General features: G+C 60.5%; 15 protein-coding genes and 1 pseudogene. 1 reads left to right on the forward strand and 15 read right to left on the reverse strand.

Features of this window, described 5'->3' with window-relative positions:
- Positions 1 to 138: 138 nt before the first annotated feature.
- From YUA_RS45150 to YUA_RS0127375, 14 genes and pseudogenes are all read right to left on the reverse strand, one after another.
- Positions 139 to 822, reverse strand: a complete 684-nt coding sequence (locus YUA_RS45150; RefSeq protein WP_051383397.1) for a sensor histidine kinase — start codon at positions 820 to 822, stop codon at positions 139 to 141.
- Positions 823 to 1,242: 420 nt separating this feature from the next.
- The gene (locus YUA_RS47545) at positions 1,243 to 1,563 is read right to left on the reverse strand and encodes a LuxR C-terminal-related transcriptional regulator (protein ID WP_245285266.1); all 321 of its coding nucleotides are present in this window, start codon (positions 1,561 to 1,563) and stop codon (positions 1,243 to 1,245) included.
- Positions 1,564 to 1,667: 104 nt separating this feature from the next.
- Positions 1,668 to 2,063 carry a hypothetical protein gene (locus YUA_RS0127320; RefSeq protein WP_371259914.1) on the reverse strand — a complete coding sequence of 132 codons (396 nt, stop codon included), beginning with the start codon at positions 2,061 to 2,063 and terminating at the stop codon, positions 1,668 to 1,670.
- A gap of 45 nt (positions 2,064 to 2,108) precedes the next feature.
- Positions 2,109 to 2,330: a hypothetical protein gene (locus tag YUA_RS0127325; protein ID WP_027533567.1), complete on the reverse strand. Its 222-nt coding sequence runs from the start codon at positions 2,328 to 2,330 to the stop codon at positions 2,109 to 2,111.
- A 497-nt stretch (positions 2,331 to 2,827) separates the two neighbouring features.
- Positions 2,828 to 3,070: a hypothetical protein gene (locus YUA_RS0127330; RefSeq protein WP_027533568.1), complete on the reverse strand. Its 243-nt coding sequence runs from the start codon at positions 3,068 to 3,070 to the stop codon at positions 2,828 to 2,830.
- Between the two features lie 864 nt (positions 3,071 to 3,934).
- Positions 3,935 to 5,304, reverse strand: a pseudogene (locus tag YUA_RS45160) (tyrosine-type recombinase/integrase).
- Positions 5,305 to 6,840: 1,536 nt separating this feature from the next.
- The gene (locus YUA_RS0127340) at positions 6,841 to 7,947 is read right to left on the reverse strand and encodes a TQO small subunit DoxD (protein WP_035972022.1); all 1,107 of its coding nucleotides are present in this window, start codon (positions 7,945 to 7,947) and stop codon (positions 6,841 to 6,843) included.
- A 21-nt stretch (positions 7,948 to 7,968) separates the two neighbouring features.
- Entirely contained in the window at positions 7,969 to 8,946 is a 978-nt protein-coding gene (locus YUA_RS45165; protein ID WP_084292898.1) for a substrate-binding domain-containing protein, read from the reverse strand.
- A gap of 9 nt (positions 8,947 to 8,955) precedes the next feature.
- A complete protein-coding gene (locus YUA_RS0127350) occupies positions 8,956 to 9,543 on the reverse strand; it encodes a transcriptional initiation protein Tat (RefSeq protein ID WP_245285267.1) in 588 nt (195 codons plus the stop codon).
- A 485-nt stretch (positions 9,544 to 10,028) separates the two neighbouring features.
- Positions 10,029 to 10,838: an ABC transporter permease gene (locus YUA_RS0127355; protein ID WP_245285268.1), complete on the reverse strand. Its 810-nt coding sequence runs from the start codon at positions 10,836 to 10,838 to the stop codon at positions 10,029 to 10,031.
- Positions 10,831 to 11,535: an ATP-binding cassette domain-containing protein gene (locus YUA_RS0127360; RefSeq protein ID WP_035971965.1), complete on the reverse strand. Its 705-nt coding sequence runs from the start codon at positions 11,533 to 11,535 to the stop codon at positions 10,831 to 10,833. The genes YUA_RS0127355 and YUA_RS0127360 overlap by 8 nt, the downstream gene beginning before the upstream one ends.
- 300 nt (positions 11,536 to 11,835) lie before the next feature.
- Positions 11,836 to 12,117: a YodC family protein gene (locus YUA_RS52370; protein ID WP_035971967.1), complete on the reverse strand. Its 282-nt coding sequence runs from the start codon at positions 12,115 to 12,117 to the stop codon at positions 11,836 to 11,838.
- A gap of 151 nt (positions 12,118 to 12,268) precedes the next feature.
- A complete protein-coding gene (locus tag YUA_RS45175) occupies positions 12,269 to 15,382 on the reverse strand; it encodes an efflux RND transporter permease subunit (protein ID WP_035971969.1) in 3,114 nt (1,037 codons plus the stop codon).
- The gene (locus YUA_RS0127375) at positions 15,379 to 16,563 is read right to left on the reverse strand and encodes an efflux RND transporter periplasmic adaptor subunit (RefSeq protein WP_027533573.1); all 1,185 of its coding nucleotides are present in this window, start codon (positions 16,561 to 16,563) and stop codon (positions 15,379 to 15,381) included. The genes YUA_RS45175 and YUA_RS0127375 overlap by 4 nt, the downstream gene beginning before the upstream one ends.
- A gap of 147 nt (positions 16,564 to 16,710) precedes the next feature.
- Between YUA_RS0127375 and YUA_RS0127380 the strand changes: the two genes are divergently transcribed.
- Positions 16,711 to 17,079, forward strand: a complete 369-nt coding sequence (locus tag YUA_RS0127380) for a hypothetical protein (RefSeq protein ID WP_156947262.1) — start codon at positions 16,711 to 16,713, stop codon at positions 17,077 to 17,079.
- Between the two features lie 490 nt (positions 17,080 to 17,569).
- On the opposite strand, the gene YUA_RS0127385 is transcribed toward YUA_RS0127380, so the two are convergent.
- The gene (locus tag YUA_RS0127385; RefSeq protein WP_027533575.1) at positions 17,570 to 19,771 is read right to left on the reverse strand and encodes a xanthine dehydrogenase family protein molybdopterin-binding subunit; all 2,202 of its coding nucleotides are present in this window, start codon (positions 19,769 to 19,771) and stop codon (positions 17,570 to 17,572) included.
- Positions 19,772 to 19,773 lie beyond the last annotated feature (2 nt).

The following is a 19,773-nucleotide window of genomic DNA, read 5'->3' on the forward strand; positions in this document are numbered from 1 at the left end:
CGTTTTGACGTGCTCGCGCGCAAGCTCATCGCCAGCACCTGTGCAAGTTCAGGGGCGCCGTAATTGCTCGCGATGAGCGCCCGAGGCCCGGACGATCTTGATGTCAGCCGATGATCTGGCGAGGCGTTTCGGGAGCCGCTACTGCGTCGCAAAGCGGCTCGGCTCTGTAGGCAGAATTCTTTCGTGCCGGTTTCTTGGAGGTTCGCAGCACGATGGGAACGTGAGGATCGATCTCGTTCCCGCCCTTCCAAACTGATGATCGAGCTTTCCGGCAAGAGTTTTGGCGAGTTCGCGGACGACGTTCAGGCCTCGGCCAGGCTGTATTGTGGCTGGAGCCGATCCGTTGTCGAGCACCCTGCATTCTACGAGCGGTCCCGCACGGCACAGCTCGACCCGAATCTCGCCGCTCCCGTTGGCAAAGGCGTGCCGCGCCGAGTTGGTTATGAGCTCGTAGACGATCAGACCCAGTCGCCAGCATTGGTCCGACTGCAATTGCATTGGCGACGTGGCGAGCACCAGCTTTATTTTCGCATGATCGAGCCTGGACCGGCGGATCGACGCGCATAGTTCCTCAAGGTACGCTGCTGCGTCCACGAAAGCGTGATATTCCGGCCTCTGCATGGCACGATGGACGTCGACAAACCTGTGAAGCAGTTCAGAGACCCTTGTCAGGGCGGTCTTGACCTCCTCGTTGTCGGAATGAACTGCAGCGTGAGCAACGACGCCGATCACACAGGCAAACTCGTTCTTGACCCTGTGGCTGAGCTCGTTCAGCAGCGTGAGTTCCTCCAGAAAAGGCAATTCCATAGCGGACTCGATCATAACGAGCTCCCGACGCACAAGACGCCCGCACCCCATTCATCGAGGGACCGCTTCGCTGTACTCGCCGAACCGAGATCGTTCAGGCTGATGCGATTGCGCCCACACAAAACGCCGTTCATCGGCTTCTCCCGCTTCCTTGAAATTCGACCGATCTCTTCAGTCGCTGATCGTGATCAGCCTGAGTAGTAGCCGATTGAGCCGCGAAGTCCATTATACCCGGGGAGGCCGAATCGACACGTTTGTGTCGGAATCGAACCGACGTATCGGATATTGGAGAGCTCGCGAGCTTGCTCGTGAATAGGCCCGGGGGCCGGGTGGCTGATTGGCGCCGTCAGCCACTCCATCATTGATCCGCATGGAGGCTTTCCAGCTCGTCGATTCACACGCCATGGATCTGGATCGCTCTAACAGCGAGCCACCTTACGCCGTGTACTCGACCTGTTCGGCGAGCCGGCGCGCGTCTTGCAGCCGAGTTCCGCCAGCTCCGTCAATGAGGCCTCCGGTTGGTCGGTGACGAACGATTGCTGGCGCGGTATCACCGTGAGATGAAGCCAACTCCTCGATCCGCCTTTCAAATATCTTCCGCACCAACTGAATCCCATTCGACACGCCCATTTTCCGATAGACGCTGAGCTTGTGGTCCTCGATCGTTCGGGGACTGAGCCCTAGTTGCCTTGCAATCGCTTTGTTGCCCAACCCTTCCATGACGAGGTCGCAGACCGCTTGCTGCTGCTTCGTCAAGACGCTTGAATATCTGCGCATATCACCTCCCTTGCTTCGCAATCCTCGCAAACCGGCAATTGCCGATGGTCATGTCCCCGCTCTGATGGGCGGGTGAGCGTAGACTATGCCCGTATGTGCAGTGGGGCTTGAACTGGAAACGGCTGTGCCACGGATAGCGCAGCATGTTCATCGGATTCCAAAGCGATCTTTTGTGCAAGCATGACGTCGCCAGCGACCAGCGGTCCCCGAGGAACAAAACACCAGCCGACCACCGGACAGTCTTCTTCGCTGATTTCAACGACGTTCGCTGCCCGGCCGTAACGGATGCGGTATCGCTTCCCGGTGTCGCAGCCGATAACGTCAAACCATTTGTTGGCATCAAATTGCGCGCACTGCTCAGGCGACAGCCATTCTCGCAGAAGCATCGTGCCGCGGCCCTCGCGATCGTCCTCGCCGGTTAGGGCGCGGCTTAGGGCGACGCAGCGGTCGCGGAAGGCCCGCCCAACCGTCCAAGGCATGCGTATAGCCGTGAGAAGCTTATTGGCGAACATGTTCCGCCGCCGTTAGCCGCCGACAAGTCGCGGGTAGAACAGCGTCTCTTGCGCAGTCGGATCAAACGAGCGTGTAATCCTGACTTCGCCGGCCGGGCCGCGAACAGCGGGCGTAGATCCCTTGCCGACAAGCGACTTGAACCGTTCTTCTGCTTTGGCGAGCGCCTCAACGTCGTTCGCGTCGAAGACGTGACGGGTATCGCCCGTGTGATCCATTACAATCTGCGTCGGCATGCGCGGCTCCTGGAGTTTGCAGCCCCAGGGTAGCCTAGCCATCTGGCCGCGAATGGCTTGACCAGAATTAAGTCGACTTAGCAAAAATTGCGCCAAAGGCCGGCTCGGGAATTGGGTTCGCGCCAATCCCACAGGCCGTCGAAAACCGCGAAGCGATCAGAAGTTTGAAGCAATCGCGGACCAAAAGCCACAATGGCTCTAAGCCAATGCATATCGTTGACGCTACGTACATCGGGTGGGCTGCACTCTGCTGATGAAACGGATCAAGATGTTGCTACTCGTCCGCACTCTCCGTGAGATCATCCGCGACGGCGGGAGTGACGATTGTCGGTTATCTCTCTATGCTGCCGGAGGTCCCGTAGGGAAGAAATCGGACTGGAGGAAAACCTCCAGCCCGACTTGCACGAATTACAGGCGAGCACCGTTGTGGCCAATGCACCTTATCGAAGGCCACCGGTTGATTTTGATGGCCGATCGGTGGCCCCGATCCGAACGTATCAATACTCGCCGGGTCCTGGTTCGCAGGGGACATTGTTTCCGGTCCACGGCGCCGTCGCAAATGCGCCGACACGCGGTGCGGGATAGCAGGGACGGCCGCCCAGCACTGCGGCTGGCGAAGTGGAGGCATTCGCGCGTTCTGCGAAATGCCGCAAAGCGATGTGATGCTCGCGGGCGATGGCAGGAGTCGAAAGCATGGCGACCGCGATCAGGCCGGTCGACAGGAGCGTCAGGTTCATCATGGAGGGTCTCCGCTTGTTGGTGGAAGCCGAAGGGGGCTTTGGCTTCTCGGAGACGGATGTCGTTCGTTGAGCCTGGTGCGCCAGTAAACTTAGCGTTAGCCGTCAAGCGCGCAATAATAATGCACGGCCTCAGCCGAATTCGCGAGGCCGCATGTCGCAGACTATGCCGGTCCGTTAGCGGTGTGGTGCCTACGAGGATCGCGACGCTGTGGCTGTCACACGATGTCCTTGTGTCGACCGAGTGACCTTTGCCTTTCGGGGGCAACGGTCGACCCGAAGCTCTTGAGCGCGTTGGTGCACTGCGGCCCCGCTTTTTGCCGCGGCTGATCCTCGTTGCAAGGCCGTTTTCATTTGGAAATGGCCGCCAACCTATTGAGATTGTTAAGCCGTGTTTTCGACCGTTTTTTCCAAACGCGCGTTGAATTCCTTGAATAATCAAACTGATTTTGATTCCGCCATTCGAAGTCGGATCCGTCGCGACCCAAATAGGACCTAACGGGCTGAGTTAATTGGAAACAAAGCTCCGTTAAGACGCAGATCCTTGGACCGTTTGGAAAACGCCGCAACGTCAGGTCCCTGTGGGCTGAGAGTGGTGCGCGGCAAGAGTTTCGTTCTTTAGTGTCGAGTTCGGCGATACAACTCAGCCTCAACTAGTTCTTTCCGGCGTGCGAACCAGGTGATCGCAAACGGCTTGGCTCTGGTATTGCGAGCGGCCCTGTTGCACCTGACGAGTTCGCGTTCTAGGTACGATATCTTGGCGCCTCGTATTTCCTTTCCGGGGGATGCTTCGGTTGTCCGGCTTTGTCGCTCATATGCTGCTTCCTTACTCCCAACTGTGCCTAGGCTGCCTAGCCTGTGCATGCATCAGGCTGCACGCCGAATTCTGTCTTGTTCCTCGCCCAGAGCGCCTAGCTTCACTTGAATCTCGCCGATTACACGACGGCTTGCCCCTCGGCCGAGCCAATCTCGCAAAGCGGCGTCTTCCCTGATCGACTTACCGAGAGCGGAGAATACTGCGCTGCTGATGGCTTGTTGCTGGCTGCGAAGGTGATCCTCAAGTAGTTTGTGGCGAGTAACGTAGCCGGCATTCACGCCTGGAATTGAATGATTCATCAGGAGCTTCGCGTCGAATTCCGAGACTCCAGCAGCTGTTGCAACGGTGCGGAATGTTTGACGAAGATCGTTACCCCACTTCGAGAGGGTGTCGCGATCCTCCTTTGTTTCAGCAAGGTGCCCTGACTCACTGTCACCGGGAAACACCCATTTCTGCGACTGCAACGGAAACATTTGCCGGCCGAAGCGGATTGCCCGAATGAGACACAGAATCATTTCGCGGGAGAGGGGGATATCGAAAGCTCGCTTTCTGCCGCCCTTCGGCTTTTCGATGTGCAGAGTTCGGCGGTGAAAGTCGATGTGACTTGGCTTCACTTGCTGTAACGCGGTAGTTCGAGAACCACAGAGCAGCGTGAGCAGGATGGAATTCACGGCGGACCGGATTTTCAAGGACAGCCAACTCTCGGAACCATTCGGTCAAGTCGCTGACGCCCATCCCGGTATCTCGGCGCTTCTCCTCATTCCAGTCGACGGCGTCCGCTGGATTGTCGCGCGGCAGTAATCTGTTGGTCTTACGGGCATGATTGTAAATTGCGCGCAGCGTTCGCATACAGCCATTCGCGATATAAGGACCGTTCTCCTTCGTTATCTCGTCGTGCTTCTTGGCAACGCGAGCAGGATCCATCGCGAGTCCGCCCAATGAAGTATCAAGCCACTCCGCAAAGAGACGTTCCACGTGGTCGCGATAACCACTTATGGTCTTTTCACTACGACCCTTTCGGAGCAGGTGGGCTTCCAGATATCGCTGCCATGCTTGCCTAAGGGTAACAGTCGCAATCTCGGTATTCTCCTCGTTCCCAACCTGGCCAGAGCCAAGGTCTCCGTCTTGCTTTGCCGCTTTCGGGCGCTGTCCCCTGCTGATCTGAGCCAGATATTCCTTCGCGATCGCGCGCGCTGCTCGGGTAGTCAACTCGCGCGTATCCCCGATCGATACTCTGATGGACGATGCTCGCTTGCCTCCCTGCCGAAGATCGCCTTGGACAGTGAAGGTTCTTTTCCTCTTCCCCACGACGACGAAAGAAGCCCTTCAACTCAGTGTCGCGGGCTAGATACCAGCCCTCCTTCGGGCTAGCTAGCTGAGCGATGCTCTTGTCGTTCAGAGGAATGCGAATGTCGTTCATTGGGGCGGAGGCCGTGGACTAAAACGGTTTTCAAACGGTTTTGGCGAACCGGGATGTTTGGATGTTTGGGTTCGATGTACCGCGAAGCTATGCGACAAAACCCTATAAAACAAAGGACTTCTGATGGATCGTCGTAGCGCAGAGCAGATTTAGAAATCGCAGCGAAGCGCTGATTTTGAACTCTTAATCAGCAGGTCTTCTAATCAGCAGGTCTTCGGCTTTTCATCATTTTGAGCAAGTCAGGAGCTGACCACCGGTTGACCACCGAAACCCCGGGAACAAACCGCGATAAAGGTGGCCAATCATCCGCAAACTTCATTGTTTTTGTTGATCTTTTCGATCGCTATTTACGTTCGGGACGCAGGGGTCGCAAGTGCCGGAGACGTGGCCGAAGCAATTTACATTTCGTCTGTAACCTATTGATCTCAATAATGCTGTTGTACGCGGCTTTTTACAGCTAAGTGACTGAAATGTCTTCTGAAAGATGAGACTCTTAATCAGCGGGTCCCAGGTTCGAGCCCTGGTGCGCCCACCATCACGAAAGTCCTTATTTTCCAATCGCTTCGCGCGAAGGCGCTTGAGAGCAGAATGGGTCTCGTGCAACGTTTTTGTCGGACTTCGCACAGTTGGACTGCTGTGCGACTTTTCCATTGCTTCTGTATCTTCACCCCATTCGATACAGCGCGTGGATCCGATGGTACAGGTCGATTACATGCTCGTCGTAGAATAGGATATTGGGGCGAGCGAAACGGACAATCTATTCTTCCCGTCGCCCCAAGGTAGCGCTTGCTGCAGAGCCAGGACCGGATTGTCTGGATCGGGGCTCGATTGGTTCGGAGGGTCCGTCGCGCGAATCCGCTGCGGCGGCTGCCTATGTGGTGATCCTTGCTCTCCGCTACGGCGATGCTGCGCGCTTCATCGAAACCATCGAACGTTTTCGATCGTAGCACGAACGGAAGCGACGACGATGATATCGCGGCATGGGGTTGATGCTATTGGTTGGACCGGTAAGCTTGCGGAGCTTCCAGAGATCATTGCTAGCGATGCACAACGATGCGGCCCCGGTTGGCCCCTTGTTGATTGCCGTGTCGGCGTTGCCATCAGCCAGGATCTTTTCGCGCCGCCACGGCAGGCGGCAAGAAAGAAGGCGACGCTCCGGACCACATGCTCATCGATCTCAGTGTCCAGCACCTTGAGGTCGACCTCGAACGTGCGCGGGGCAGCATCGGCACGGCGGCGGGGTCGAGAAAGAGACGAGCTGTCCTCGGCAGGCGCTCCGGGGCAAAAGCCGGCCACGAGCGAAGCTCGCCTGGTTGCGTTAACTCGCTCAACAGCCGAATCCCGAGGCTTGCGCTGAGGTCGCGCGCCATGCGGCTGACCGTGCTCGCCAGATCGGGAAAGCGGCGTTCGTGCTAATGATTCCGTGGGAGTTGAGCCGCCGCAATCCAATCATCGATCTGCGTATGGTTGCGAGCCGCCAGTTCGGTGCCTGCTTTCTGGTCATGGCCACTGAAGCGGAAGCGACGACATTGACCGCTATCTTCCGGCCAGGGTCGCCGAGAAGCTTCGGCCGTCGACATCCGTGAGCCGAAGCGATCTTGCGCGACCATCGGCGCCTGCGACGGGCACGGGCAGCGTCACGGTTGCTGCCGCCCCCATCGGCGCCCGGATTCCGAACGGACCAGGTGCGAACTTGTTGTAGGCGTAATCGTTGGTGAAAGCGGTCTTTGGCAAGGCCGAAAGGGCGGCGGCGTCGTAGTGCGCGATGGGATCATTGCTCGCGTCGAGCAGATCGGCGGCGACGACATGGACCGGCGCCTCCGGCGTGCCGGCATCGAGATAGACGTGAAAGCGAACGGAGCCGTCAGGCAGCAACCGGGCATCGTTTAGGGTGAGATGATGTTTCGTCGGGCTGACCGGCCCGCCGTGGAACGGCGTCACCACCGAGCCGCGATAGTAGCTGTAGGTACCAATGTCGAACACCAGGACAAAGCCGAGCACCGTGAGTGCGAGATTGCGGAACGCGGCCTCCTTGACCGGCAGCGGCAGGCTTCCCGCCGCCCAGCGAATCCAGCGCTTTCCTGCGAGCGCAGGATTGCGCCCGAGCATGACGTTGTCGATGCTGTAAGCGCCGCTGCCGCCCAGCAGCAGCGTTGCGCCCATCGCGAGATTGCAGGCGGCCATGGTCCATTCGTCGATGCAGGTCGCACCCTGCCAGCCGAACATCGCCATCAGCAGCACCGAAAACCCGATCGACACCAGAGCGGCCGCGCGGGTCAGAAGCCCGGCCATCAGCATCGCGCCGACAATGAGTTCGGCGGCGCTGAACAGGATCACGCCGGCATAGAGCAGCCAGAAGTGATGCAGCATGAAGCTGATCAAATGATCGGTTCCGAACAGCGCGCCGGGCAATGCCGTCTGGAATTTGTTCGCCATCCAGGTGGGCGCGTCAGGGTTGAGCTTCGAGGGCGCGTAGATGAAGCGCCGGGATCCGCCGCCCCAGTAGATGAAGCCCTGGATGATGCGAACCGACAGCATGGCAAGCGCCGCGGTTCGCCATGAACGCTGCGCTGCCGTTAGGGCTGCGGCCTCGTCGGCCGCGCGAGGGATGTTGGACGAAGATGTGAAGGACAGAATGGTCATGAGTGCACCCTCCTTGATCAATCAGCCGGCTGATGCGGCGCTCGTGAGCGGCTTGAAACCGTAGCGCCCGAAGATCGAAAGCGCCGCGGGCGAGCGGACGAACGAGAGCCAGAGCCGCGCCGCATCCGGATGCGGCGCGCTCCGCACTTCTGCGCCGGCATAGATCGCCGTTGTGTTCTGCGCCGACTGGATGTCGACATGGCTGATCGGATGGCCCACCTGCTCCTGGAAGGTCGCTTCCGATTGCCAGGTCACGCCCGCCTGCGCACGTCCCTGCATCAGGAAGAGCGGCGTTTGCCGATGATGGATCTGGGTCAGAACCGTGCGGCCATCGGCGACCTTGGTCTTGTAGACGGTCGTGGCGAGGGCTTTGCCGCCGGCTTTCTTCAACGAGGCCTCGATCTGGCGGGCGACCCCTTCGAAAGCCGGATTGGGCATCGCGACGTGCAGGTCCGGACGGGCCAGATCGGACAGACCCTGGACGTGGCCCGGATTGCCGGCAGGCACCATGATCGTCAGCGTATTGGTTACGTAGGGAACGGCCGGTCCGGTCAGCACGCCCTGGTCGATCAGGCCGTCAACCTTCTTTAGTCCGGCAAGATAGACATCCGGTTTTGCCGTCCACGTCATGTTGCCCGAGGTGACGGTGCCATCGGCCGCAATCTGCTTCTCGAGCAGGCCTGGCGGAAGCGTCTCCCAGTAGACTCTGCCCTTGAGCTCGGGATGCTGCTGCTCGAACGCGGCGACCAGCGGGGCCATCGCGAAGAAGTAGTTGCCGCCGACATAGAGCACGAGCTTCGGGTCGGAGACGTCGCCATGGAAATCCGCGAGGTCGTCGATCTGGGGAACCGTGAACGAAAGGCCGCGCGGCGCGGCGTCGTTGTTCGCCCCGTGTTGCCAGGGCGGAAAGATCGTGTCCCGGTTCGGCTCTGCGGCATGCGCGACGAGCGGCAGAAGCAGGGCAGTGGCGAGTGCGGCGATTAAGGTTGGCCTGCGCATGATCTCGCCTCACGCTGCGTAGTGAAAGCCGGCCTGCTGCAACTCCGGAATGGTGGCAACCATCCCGGGGGTCAGCACGATGCCGTCGATGAGATGGTTGGTCAGCTCGGCGCTCATCGCTTCGTGCGAGGCATGATCGGGGTTCTTGCCGATAGCGATGAGCTTCGCGGACAATTCCCAGATCGCATTGTGACACGCCAGGAAGACGACGCCGCGCTCCTGCAGGGCGGGGATGGTGTCGCCGCTCGGCCCGAACACGCTGTTGGGGTCCTCGTTCTGCGCGAAGGTCGTCGGCGCCGGTCTGGACATCGCAAGTGTGTTGGTCTTGAAGCCGCCGCCGGCCAATGCCGCGAGTTCGTATTTCTCCCACATCGCCTGGTCGAACAGAGCCAGATGCGCGGTACCATGCGTAGCGGAGACCGCCAGAAAATCCTTGTGTCCGAAGGAAAAGATCTGCGCGTTGATCGAGTTGCGCATCAAGTTCAGCCAGGGCCCCGCGACATTGGTGTTGTCCCACACCTGCTTGTGCGTGCCGCGGTAGGCTATGACCTCCTGGAGCGCTTCATTGTCCCACAAATCGGGATGCTGGAGAATCATGGGAGTTGTCCTGAAATCGCGCCGGCGTGGTGCGCGGCGCAGCCGGCCTGTCAAACTGGCGAGCTCTTTGGCCCCTGGCGGGATGATTTGTGCGGTCGTGGCGGCATGTGTGGGACCGGCTGCGAGTGCAGCGGTTCCCACCGCCAACGCGCCTAGGCTGACAAGGGCAGTGCGCCGCGAGCTATCGATCGTCATTCGTGTCTCCTCAACTTGCGTGTTGGCGAACCCATCGAACGTCCTGCCGACGGGCCCGTCTTCCTGCTTGTGAAGTAGGAGCATCACATCTGCGCACCAACGCAATTTTCAGATCGATCCGATCACGAGAACTGATAAATGCAATGCGATTAAGCGGCCACGGCGATTCCTTGCGCTATCCGACCAACGAAGGCGACAGCCCCCTGCAAGATTGCTCAACTGAATTCGTATGGATTGAAGGGCATAAAAGCGAAGGGAACAAATTGATGTTCAGTTGGCAAAACAGGCAATCAACCCGTGCGCTGCGTCTCCGTCGGTCGAAGCGTCAGTTGCGCCGCCGCGGAGAAGACCTGCGCGCGCATGAGAACGACGGCGACAAGGCCTGTAATGCCGGAAGCGGCCAGGATCATCGCCACGACAATGAACTGATAGATGGCAGCGTAAACCGGATTGGCACCCGAGACCACCATGCCCGCCATGACGCCCGGAATCCATACGAGTCCGAGGGATTTCATCATATCGAGCCGGGGGAGAAGGCTTGCATAAACGCCACTCTGAAGATAGGTCGCGACGGTTATGGAAGGCTCGGCGCCCAACGAAAGGCCTGCCTCGATCTGGCCGACATGGGCGAGGATCTCCGCGCGGAAGCGCTCGATAGCCTGCGCACATGCGTTCATCGCGTTGGCAATGATCATGCTGCCGACGGGCACGAGAATTGAAATGTCTGGCTGAAGACTGCGGGTCACAAGCATCACCGCGATGATGGTACCCGCGCCCCCGCCAATCGACCAGAAACAGAGCGGAAGCGCGCCACTCATTCCCTTCAGACGTCGGGCAGCAGTGAACGCAGCGGCGATCGTCATCATGAGCAGAATGAGAGAGCCAATCGGGAGGCTGCCACTCAGCAGGAGGGCCAGCACCGCGCCGACCAGAACCATCTGCACGAGGCCGCGCACCATCGACACGGCCGCCTCACGCTCCACATGCACGGATTGCCAGCCGCATAGCGCCACGACGGCCGCACACAGCGCGATTGCCCCCACGGCCTGCGCCAGGCCCATCAAGACGTCGTTGCCGATGCTGTTCTGAAGCTCAGCCAACACGCAGCACCTCACTGGTAGGACCGATTGTGACCGAGCGTCCCGCTTCCATGACCATCGTCTTGTCCGCAAGCCGGATTGCCTGGGCGCGGTTGTGAGTGACAATGACGCATGTCATTTGCCGCTCCCTGACAATGGTGAGGATGAGATCTTCAATGCCTCGCACCGAGGTCTCGTCCAGTGCAGAGGTCGGCTCGTCCAGCAGCAGCACCTCGGGCTCGTTCGCGAGCGTTCGCGCCAGAGCTACGCGCTGCGCTTCACCGCCGGAGAGATTGCTGACGTCGCGGGCGGCGAATCCGGGCAAACCGACCCGCTCCAGGAGGCTGTCAACTTGGGCGCACGAGAGGATCTCGCCGCGTTGGCGCGGTCCGAACGCAATGTTGGCGGCGACCGTGCCCGGAAATAGATACGCGGTCTGCATCGACATGCCGATCCGGCGCCGCAATTCCCGCGGGGCAATGGAACGAAAATCCCGCGAATTGAGGAGAACGGTACCGGACGTCGGCTCATCCAGGCGATTGAGCAGGCGAAGAAATGACGACTTTCCGGCTCCGCTCGGCCCGACGATTGCTAGAATCTCGCCGGCCGAGACTTGCATGGAGACGTCGCTTACGAGAACACGCTCACCTGCTCGTCGCGACAGATGTCTGGTTTCAAGTGCGGCGGCTGCGTCAGGCGACCCGATCTCGGTTGGCATGGGAGAAGTCTCGGCTCATACCGCGGGGCATGAAATAGCGCGCCTTCCGATGGCCAGCCTGGTAGCAGGGCCAAACCGTCGTCCGGCTAACCCGATTTGGTCCGTTCGCGACTGCCTCGTTCGGAACGTCAACTCACTCACCGTCAACGCGCACGCGTCAATGACTGTCTTTGCCTTCCCAATCCGCATCGTCGACCCGCCTAGCATCGCCGCCATCACCGCAGTCCATCGCTCAATGATATGATAATCATAACTCACACTTGATGGCGAGGTGGACGAAGCGATCCAGCGACAGCTCAATCAGAGCTTTTGCAGCACGACGGTCGGAAAGCTTGCATCATCGGTTTGGCCGGTATCGTCCGTCCAAACGCATTCGACCTGGTTGCCCTTGACCGCGGAGACCGTCATCGCGGGCCCTCCAGACCGCAGCCTGACGAGATCGCCACGCTCAAATTGAGGAGCAAGGGAGCTTGCGGCGGAATGCTGGGATGGAGGCGCCGGGGAAGCGAGAGCTGGACACGACGCGCCGGTTGCAAGGAGCAGCGTCGTCACAACGACGCATCGGTTGATTCGCAGATACATGTCACACACTCCATCGTCATAAGTCTGAGATAGGCTTCCGCTTCGCCGATCCGGCTAAATTCGATAACGGGAAGAGAGCTTTCGCGGGCCAATCGGGATCGTGGGCGAGAGGGGAGGCAAGCCTGTTTCCGGGCTCAAGACCCGCGCTCGCTTATTCGGCAGGCGCCGGGTGAACGTCGCGGGATACCGTCTGATGCCGTCGCGCACCGAAAAGCCGGTTCTGGAGCCGATCGAGGTAGAGGTAGACGACAGGCGTGGTGTAGAGCGTGAGGATTTGCGACAGCGCGAGGCCGCCGACGATCGCGTAGCCCAATGGCTGGCGGATCTCCGATCCCACGCCGGTGCCGATCATCATCGGCACTGCGCCAAGCAGCGCTGCCATCGTCGTCATCAGGATGGGACGGAAGCGCTTGATGCAGGCCTGGTAGATCGATTGCTCCGGCGTAAGGCCGTCGGCCTGCTCGGCCTGGATGGCGAAGTCAACGAGCATGATGCCGTTCTTCTTGACGATGCCGATCAGCAGGATGATGCCGACCACGGCAATCACGCTCAGGTCTAGGTGCACGGCCATCAGGAGCAGCAGTGCGCCGACGCCCGCCGACGGCAGCGTCGAGATGATCGTGATCGGATGGATCGTGCTTTCATAGAGCACGCCGAGGATGAGATAGATCACGAATAGCGACGCGGCGATCAGGATCGGCGTGCTCTTCAGCGAGGCGCCGAACGCCTGGGCATTGCCCTGGAAGCTCGTCTGCAGCGACAGCGGCGGATGCAGCTCCTTCTGGATGGATTGTACGCCGCTCACCGCCTCGCCGATCGCGGCTCCGGGAGCCAGGTTGAACGAGATCGTCACGGAGGGGAATTGCCCCTGGTGGTTCACGACGAGCGGCGAGACCTTCACCACCGAATCGACCAGCGTCGACAGCGGCACCTGCTGACCGCTGGATGATTTGACGTAGATGTTGTTGAGCGCCTCGGGCCCATACTGGAACTTCGGATTGACCTCGAGGACCACATGATATTGCTGCAGGGATGTGTACATCGTCGAGACGATCCGCTGTCCGAATGCGTCGTCGAGTGTATTGTCGATCGTGTACGGCAGGATGCCGTAGGACGAGGCGACCTCGCGCTTGATCGTGATGTCGAGCAGCGGTCCGGCATTGAGCTGGTCCGTCGTCACGTCAGCGACCGTGGGCAGCGTCTTGATCTTGTCGAGAAACAGACCGGCCCAGTGGCTGAGTTCGCCCGGATCGGCATCGTTCATGGTGTACTGGAACTGGGTCTTGTTCAGCCGCGCGCCGATGGTGATGTCCTGCGCGGGCTGCATGTAGAGCGTAATGCCCTGGATCTTGGCAAGATTGGTGTGCAGTCGGGCGATCACCTTCCCAATTGGATCCCGTTGATCGGCCGCCTTGAGCTGGATGAACACCCGCCCGTCATTGACGGTGGTGGTACCGCCGCCGGCGCCGACCGCCGAGCCCACTGTGGCCACGGCTGGGTCTCGCATGACCGCATCAAGCATGGCTTGCTGACGTTCAGCCATCGCCTGGAACGAGATGTCCTGGGCGGCTTCTGATTGACCCAGGATCAGGCCGGTATCTTGCTGAGGGAAGAAGCCCTTGGGAATGATGACGTAGAGATATCCAGTCACCACGATGGTGCCGATCATCACCATCAAGGTGACGAAACGATGCCGCAGCACAACCTTCAGACCCGCTTCGTAGGCATTGAGCAACAGATCGAAGCCGCGCTCGGACCAGCGGTAGAGGCGGCCGTGCTCATGGCTCTCGGGTTTGAGCAGGTAGGCGCACATCATCGGCGTCAGGGTGCGGGAGATCACCAGCGAAAGAACCAGCGCGACGCTCACCGTGATTGCAAACTCGCGGAACAGCAGTCCGACATAGCCGCTCATCAGGAACAGCGGAATAAAGACGGCGATCAGGGAGAACGTGATCGCCATGACGGTGAATCCGATCTCGCCGGATCCTTTCATCGCGGCGTCGTAGGGGGACAAGCCTTCCTCGATATGCCGCGTGATGTTCTCGATCTCGACGACCGCGTCATCGACGACGAACCCGACCGCGATCGAGAGGGCCATCAGCGACAGATTGTCGAGGCTGTAGCCCATTTCGTAGAGGATCGCGAAGGTGCCGATCAGCGAGAGTGGCACGGTGACGGCTGGAATGATGGTTGCCCACAGATTGCGCAGGAAGATGAAGATCACCATCACGACGAGGGCGATCGTCAGCAGTAACGTAAACTGCACATCGGCAACTGACGCGCGGATCGTCTGGGTGCGGTCCGAGATGACGTTGATCTTGATAGCAGCGGGAATCGAAGCCTGGAGAGTCGGCATCATGGCTTTGATGCGCTGGACCGTCTCGATGACATTGGCCCCGGGCTGACGCTGAACGGCGAGGATGATGGCGCGCTGGTTGTTGTACCAGCCCGCGATCAGATCGTTCTCGCCGGCGCTGACGGCGTGTCCGATGTCGCGAATGCGAACCGGAGATCCGTTGCGATAGGCGATGATGAGGTCGTCATATTGCTCCGGATGGAACAACTGGTCATTGGTGTTGAGCGTATAGGTCTGGCGCGGACTGTTGAGTGTCCCCTTTGCCAGATCGACGTTGGCCTGACCGAGAACGGTGCGCACGTCTTCCAGATTAATGCCGCGCGCTGCCAGCGCCTGCGGGTCGACCTGGACACGCACGGCCGCTTTCTGCTGGCCGCCGATACCGACGAGGCCCACGCCTTGAACCTGCGAGATCTTTTGCAGCAGAATGTTTTCGGCGTACGCGTCGACTGTCGTGAGCGGCAGGCTGTCGGAGGTGAGACCCAGCACCAGGATCGGCGTGTCGGCCGGATTAACCTTTCGGATCGTCGGCGGATAGGGGATGCCGGTTGGCAGATACGGGCTCGCCGCGTTGATGGCCGAGAGCGTGTCACTGACTGCGCCATCGATCTGGCGGCTCAGGTCGAACTGCAGCGTGACCTGGGTGTAGCCGAGTGCGCTTGCCGACGTCATCTGCGTCAGGCCGGGGATCTCACCGAATTGCAGCTCGAGCGGCGAGGCGACCGAGGAAGCCATCGTCTGCGGATCCGCGCCAGGCAATTGTGCAGTGACGGTCAGCGTCGGATAGTTGACGTTCGGCAGGGCAGCCACCGGCAGCAACGGATAGGCGACGAGGCCGGCCGCCAGCAATCCGATCATCAGTAGCGCGGTCGCGATCGGTCGCCGGATAAAGGGTGCAGAGATGTTCATGGGATGGGCGCCTGCAATGCGTCCTGAGCGGCGGCTTCCTGGGCGGCGTTGCCATGGAGCGTGACCACGCGCGTTCCCGGCCGCAGCTTGTACTGTCCGTCGACTACGACCTTTTCGTTGGCTTTGAGGCCGGAATCGATCAGGGCCTGACCATCACTGATCTGCGCAACCTTGATTTGACGGATCGAGACCGTGTCGTCCGAATTGACGACGTACGCGTATGGCCCGCTCGGCCCCTGCTGGACGACGGAGGCAGGAACTGTCAGGCCATTGTGCCGCGTGTCGAGCAGCAGTCGTGCATTGACGAGCTCACCGGGCCAGAGGCTATTCTCCTTGTTCGGAAAGTTCGCCTTGAGCTGGATCGAGCCGGTGGTCTGTAAAATCTCGTTATTGACGAGACCGAGCTGTCCTTCGCCAAGCCTGATCGTGTTGTCCTGGTTGTAGGCCAGAACGGAAAGGGGCGTTTTCGTTTTCCGCTGCTGTTGCTGGATCTGCGGAAGAGCGGTCTCCGGTAGCGTGAAGATCAGCGAGATCGGGTCCAACTGGGTCACGACACAGAGGCCGTTCGTGTTCGACGGGCTGATGATGTTGCCGACGTCGATCTGGCGAATGCCCACCACCCCGTTGATCGGAGACGTTAGGCGCGTGAAGCTGAGCTGCACCTTTGCGGCATCGATCAAGGCCTGGTCAGCCTTGATCGCTGCCTGGAGCTGACTGACCTGCGCATTTTGTGTTTCTATCAATTGCGGCGTGGCCCAGCCCTTGTCGCCGAGTTGGTTGTAACGGGCCTGGTTGGCCCGGGCGTTTGCGAGCTGTGCCTGATCGCGTTCGAGATTGGCGGCATACTGATCGATCAGGGCCTGGTAGGGACGCGGATCGATCTGCGCAAGCAGATCACCGGCATGCACCTGCTGGCCTTCGGTGAAGTTGATGCTGGTGATCTGTCCCTGAACCTGGGCGCGAACGATATCGGTGTTGTAGGCGATCACCGTGCCGACGCCGGTCAGATAGATCGGAACGTCATGCTGGGTTACAGTTCCGGCGACGATCGGAACGGACGGTGCTGGCGCCGGTGCCGCGGCGGCTTTCTGCAGCAGGCGGACATGCGCGACATGCACCAAGCCGGCGCCGGCGGCGGCTGCCACCAACATGGCGGCAGAGATGACGATCTTCATTTTCATGGATTTTGCTCCGGAAGGGCAGACGATCAGCAGCTGCCCGGTAGGCTTGTGGACGTCGTCGTACCCAGGGAGGAGCACCCAGGTGCGGCGATCGAAGCGGCGGCGGACGGAGCGGTGACCGTCGGCATGGTTGGGATGGCCGGTCCAATGCCGCCTGTAAGGGACGTAACTGTCGGCGTGGGAACGAGCGCCGCAGAGCTGACTCCGAGATTGCCGATCTCCGTCGAGCCCAAGGGGACCCCGACCTTGGGGCCGCCGCCGGGCGTTGTCGCCGCCGTCGAACTCGGGTTCGACGACGCGGCGATGTTGCTCGCGCCGGAGCCGCACATGCCCGACATGCCGGCGGTATCGAGCGTGCCGGAGCTCGTCGGCATCCCCGCGCTCTCGGTCATTCCCGCGGTCATCGAAGACGTCGCCGCAATCCCCGACGACATGTCGACCGACGCTGCCGTGTTTCCGGCCGTGCTGCCGACGGCCGGTGTTGATCCTGCCATCGCCATTCCGCCGCCGTCATAAGTCGACGTCGATCCGAACATTCCGTTTGGTGAGAGACCAAGGGTCGAGCATGCGTTGCCGGTTGACGGTGCGGCGATGCTGCCGGTGCCGACCGGGGCTGGGCTGATGCCAGGTGACGGAAGTTCGGTCGCGCCAAGGCCAATTCCCAATGGCGATAGCGGCGATCCGGTGACGCTGGCGAGTGGAGAGGTTGCGCCGACGGTGGGCGTCGGGACGGCCATCCCCGTCACTTGTGCAAGCGCTCCGCCGCCGGCGAAGAAGGCAAGGCAGGCGGCGACAAGGCAATATCTCACGGGTGGGCTCCATTGCGGACGAAGCGTGTGCATTGAATCTGTCGATGGCGGGATGCACGCCCTTGCGGTTTTGCACGAAAATCGGCTGACCACGTTCCCGGGCGGCTGCAGGTCGTCGTCGGGCCAGCAAAAAGACCCGCTGAAGCAGGTCCACTCGCTTTCAAGTGCGGGTCAGCTCAATGCTCTGAAGCAAATGCTCAGCTTTGCTTCGGCAGATCGGTGAGAATTTTGTCGAGCGTGATCGGATAGCTCCTGATCCTTGCGCCGCAGGCGTTGTAGATCGCGTTGGCGATCGCGGCTCCTGCACCGCAGATCCCGAGCTCGCCGATTCCCTTGCTCTTCAATGGATTGGAGCGTTCGTCGAGTTCCGGGAGGAAGATCGCGTCTATGTTCGGCGGTATATCCGCGTGCACCGGCACGTGGTACTCGGCCAAGTCGTGGTTGACGAAGTAACCGAAGCGAGGATCGAGGACGAGGTCCTCATGCAGGGCTGCGCCTGCGCCGAACACCATTCCGCCAATGGCTTGCGACCGCGCCGTCTTTGCGTTTAGGACGCGTCCAGCAGCAAATACGCCGAGCATCCGTCGCACGCGCACTTCTCCGGTATCTTGGTCCACGCCGATCTCCGCAAAATGCGCACCATAGGACTGTTGCGAGAGATCCTGATTGTTGCGGCCCGGGCTGATTTCGCCCTCGGCTTCGATTCCAGAGCCAACAAGCTCTGTCAGGTTGATCGAGCGTTCTCCGGTTGCAACGCGGCCATCGGCGAAACGGGCCGTCTCTGGATCCATGCCCGCACGTGTTGCTAATTTCTGACGCAAGGCCTGACACGCTTCGAACAATGCCGATCCGGAGCTCGCCGCTCCGAACGAACCGCCTGAGCCGGCCGCTTCCGGAAAGATCGTATCGCCCAGATCGACCTGGACTCTTTCAAGCGGCAGTCCCAGCATTTCGGCGGCGATCTGTGCCAGGATCGTGTAGGTCCCCGTGCCGATATCGGTCATCGCCATTCTCACGGTGGCGACGCCATCCGGATCCAGCCGCAGATTGGCTTTCGAGAACCGGAGGGGATTGCCTCGAGTTCCCGCGGACATGCCGATTCCGACCAACCACTGTCCGTCCCTAACCTGGCCGGGGACCGGATTGCGCCTGTTCCAGCCGAACCGGCGTGCGCCCTCCTGCATGCAGGCAACCAGATGACGGCTGGAGTAGGGGACGTGCCTTTCAGGATCCTCGGCCGGCTCGTTGCGGATTCGCAGCTCGATCGGATCGAGCTTCAGCTTTTCGGCAAGCTCGTCCATGGCGCACTCCAGCGCAAGCAGTCCGACCGCCTCGCCGGGGGCGCGCATGGACGATGCAACGGGAATGTCGAGCGGCACCAGGCGATGCCGCGTCAGCCGATTGGAGCCAGCGTAGAGCGAACGAGTCTGAAGCGCTGCTGCTTCGTAGACCTGCTCGGACCGCAAGTTGCCGGAGAAGACGTCGTGCCCGATCGCGACGATCCGGCCATCGCGGTCGGTGCCGAGGCGGACGCGCTGGATGGTGTCCGAGCGATGCGTCGTCACATGGAAGATCTGCTGCCTCGTGAGCGCGACCTTGACGGGCCGCTTGAGGTATCGTGCCGCGATTGCTGCAAGAATGGCATCGGCGTTCACCCATAGCTTGCCGCCGAAGCCGCCGCCGATGAAGGGGCTGACCAGTCGCACGTTGCCGATGGGGATGTTCAAGGTCCTGGCGATGACCCGCTGGCCCTGATTCAGCATCTGGTTTGCCGTATGCAGGGTCAACTTGTCGCCGTCCCACATCGCGAGCGTCGCATGCGGCTCCATCATCGCATGACTTTGCAGCGGTGTGCCGTAGGATACGTCGATCTGCACCGGAGCGCTCGCGTACGCGCCCGAGAAGTTTCCGACCTCGCTGTCGGCCGGCGCGCCGTCCGCCTGGTGCGGGACGCGGGCCAGGCCGAGATGTTGCGGTAGGGCAAAGTGTCCTCCCTTCGGGTCATACTTTACATCGACCAGATAGGCGGCGGCCCGAGCCTGCTCGAATGTTTCGGCGACGACGAACGCAACCGGTTCGCCGTAGCTGGACACGACAGGGCCCGTGAGCACAGGATGCGCCTCGCGATGATTGCCCGTGCCCTGCTTGGGGGCGTTGCGATGGGTTAGGACGAGTTTGACGCCCGGCGAGCGCTCGGCCGCGAGCGTGTCGATCGAGGTGATTTTCCCCTTTGCGATCGAGGCTTCAACGACAAACCCATAGAGCGCGTCCTGCTGCATCTCATAGGCATAGCGCGCACCGCCCGTTACCTTCAGTCGTCCATCGATACGGTCAAGTGGCTTTCCGACAATTCTCTCGGCATCCAGCGCATTCGCCCCGACAGGTGCGTTCATGTCCATTT

It is taken from the genome of Bradyrhizobium sp. WSM3983, from assembly GCF_000473045.1.
Classification (GTDB): domain Bacteria; phylum Pseudomonadota; class Alphaproteobacteria; order Rhizobiales; family Xanthobacteraceae; genus Bradyrhizobium.

Coding starts and splice junctions, on each gene's coding strand:
- YUA_RS0127380 (WP_156947262.1), top strand. CDS start 16,711: ATGCCGCCTGTAAGGGACGTAACTGTCGGCGTGGGAACGAGCGCCGCA.
- YUA_RS45150 (WP_051383397.1), bottom strand. CDS start 822: ATGATCGAGTCCGCTATGGAATTGCCTTTTCTGGAGGAACTCACGCTG.
- YUA_RS0127330 (WP_027533568.1), bottom strand. CDS start 3,070: ATGATGAACCTGACGCTCCTGTCGACCGGCCTGATCGCGGTCGCCATG.
- YUA_RS0127350 (WP_245285267.1), bottom strand. CDS start 9,543: ATGATTCTCCAGCATCCCGATTTGTGGGACAATGAAGCGCTCCAGGAG.
- YUA_RS45175 (WP_035971969.1), bottom strand. CDS start 15,382: ATGAACATCTCTGCACCCTTTATCCGGCGACCGATCGCGACCGCGCTA.
- YUA_RS45165 (WP_084292898.1), bottom strand. CDS start 8,946: ATGCGCAGGCCAACCTTAATCGCCGCACTCGCCACTGCCCTGCTTCTG.
- YUA_RS0127320 (WP_371259914.1), bottom strand. CDS start 2,063: ATGCCTTGGACGGTTGGGCGGGCCTTCCGCGACCGCTGCGTCGCCCTA.
- YUA_RS0127340 (WP_035972022.1), bottom strand. CDS start 7,947: ATGACCATTCTGTCCTTCACATCTTCGTCCAACATCCCTCGCGCGGCC.
- YUA_RS0127385 (WP_027533575.1), bottom strand. CDS start 19,771: ATGGACATGAACGCACCTGTCGGGGCGAATGCGCTGGATGCCGAGAGA.
- YUA_RS0127375 (WP_027533573.1), bottom strand. CDS start 16,563: ATGAAAATGAAGATCGTCATCTCTGCCGCCATGTTGGTGGCAGCCGCC.
- YUA_RS0127325 (WP_027533567.1), bottom strand. CDS start 2,330: ATGCCGACGCAGATTGTAATGGATCACACGGGCGATACCCGTCACGTC.
- YUA_RS52370 (WP_035971967.1), bottom strand. CDS start 12,117: ATGTATCTGCGAATCAACCGATGCGTCGTTGTGACGACGCTGCTCCTT.
- YUA_RS0127360 (WP_035971965.1), bottom strand. CDS start 11,535: ATGCCAACCGAGATCGGGTCGCCTGACGCAGCCGCCGCACTTGAAACC.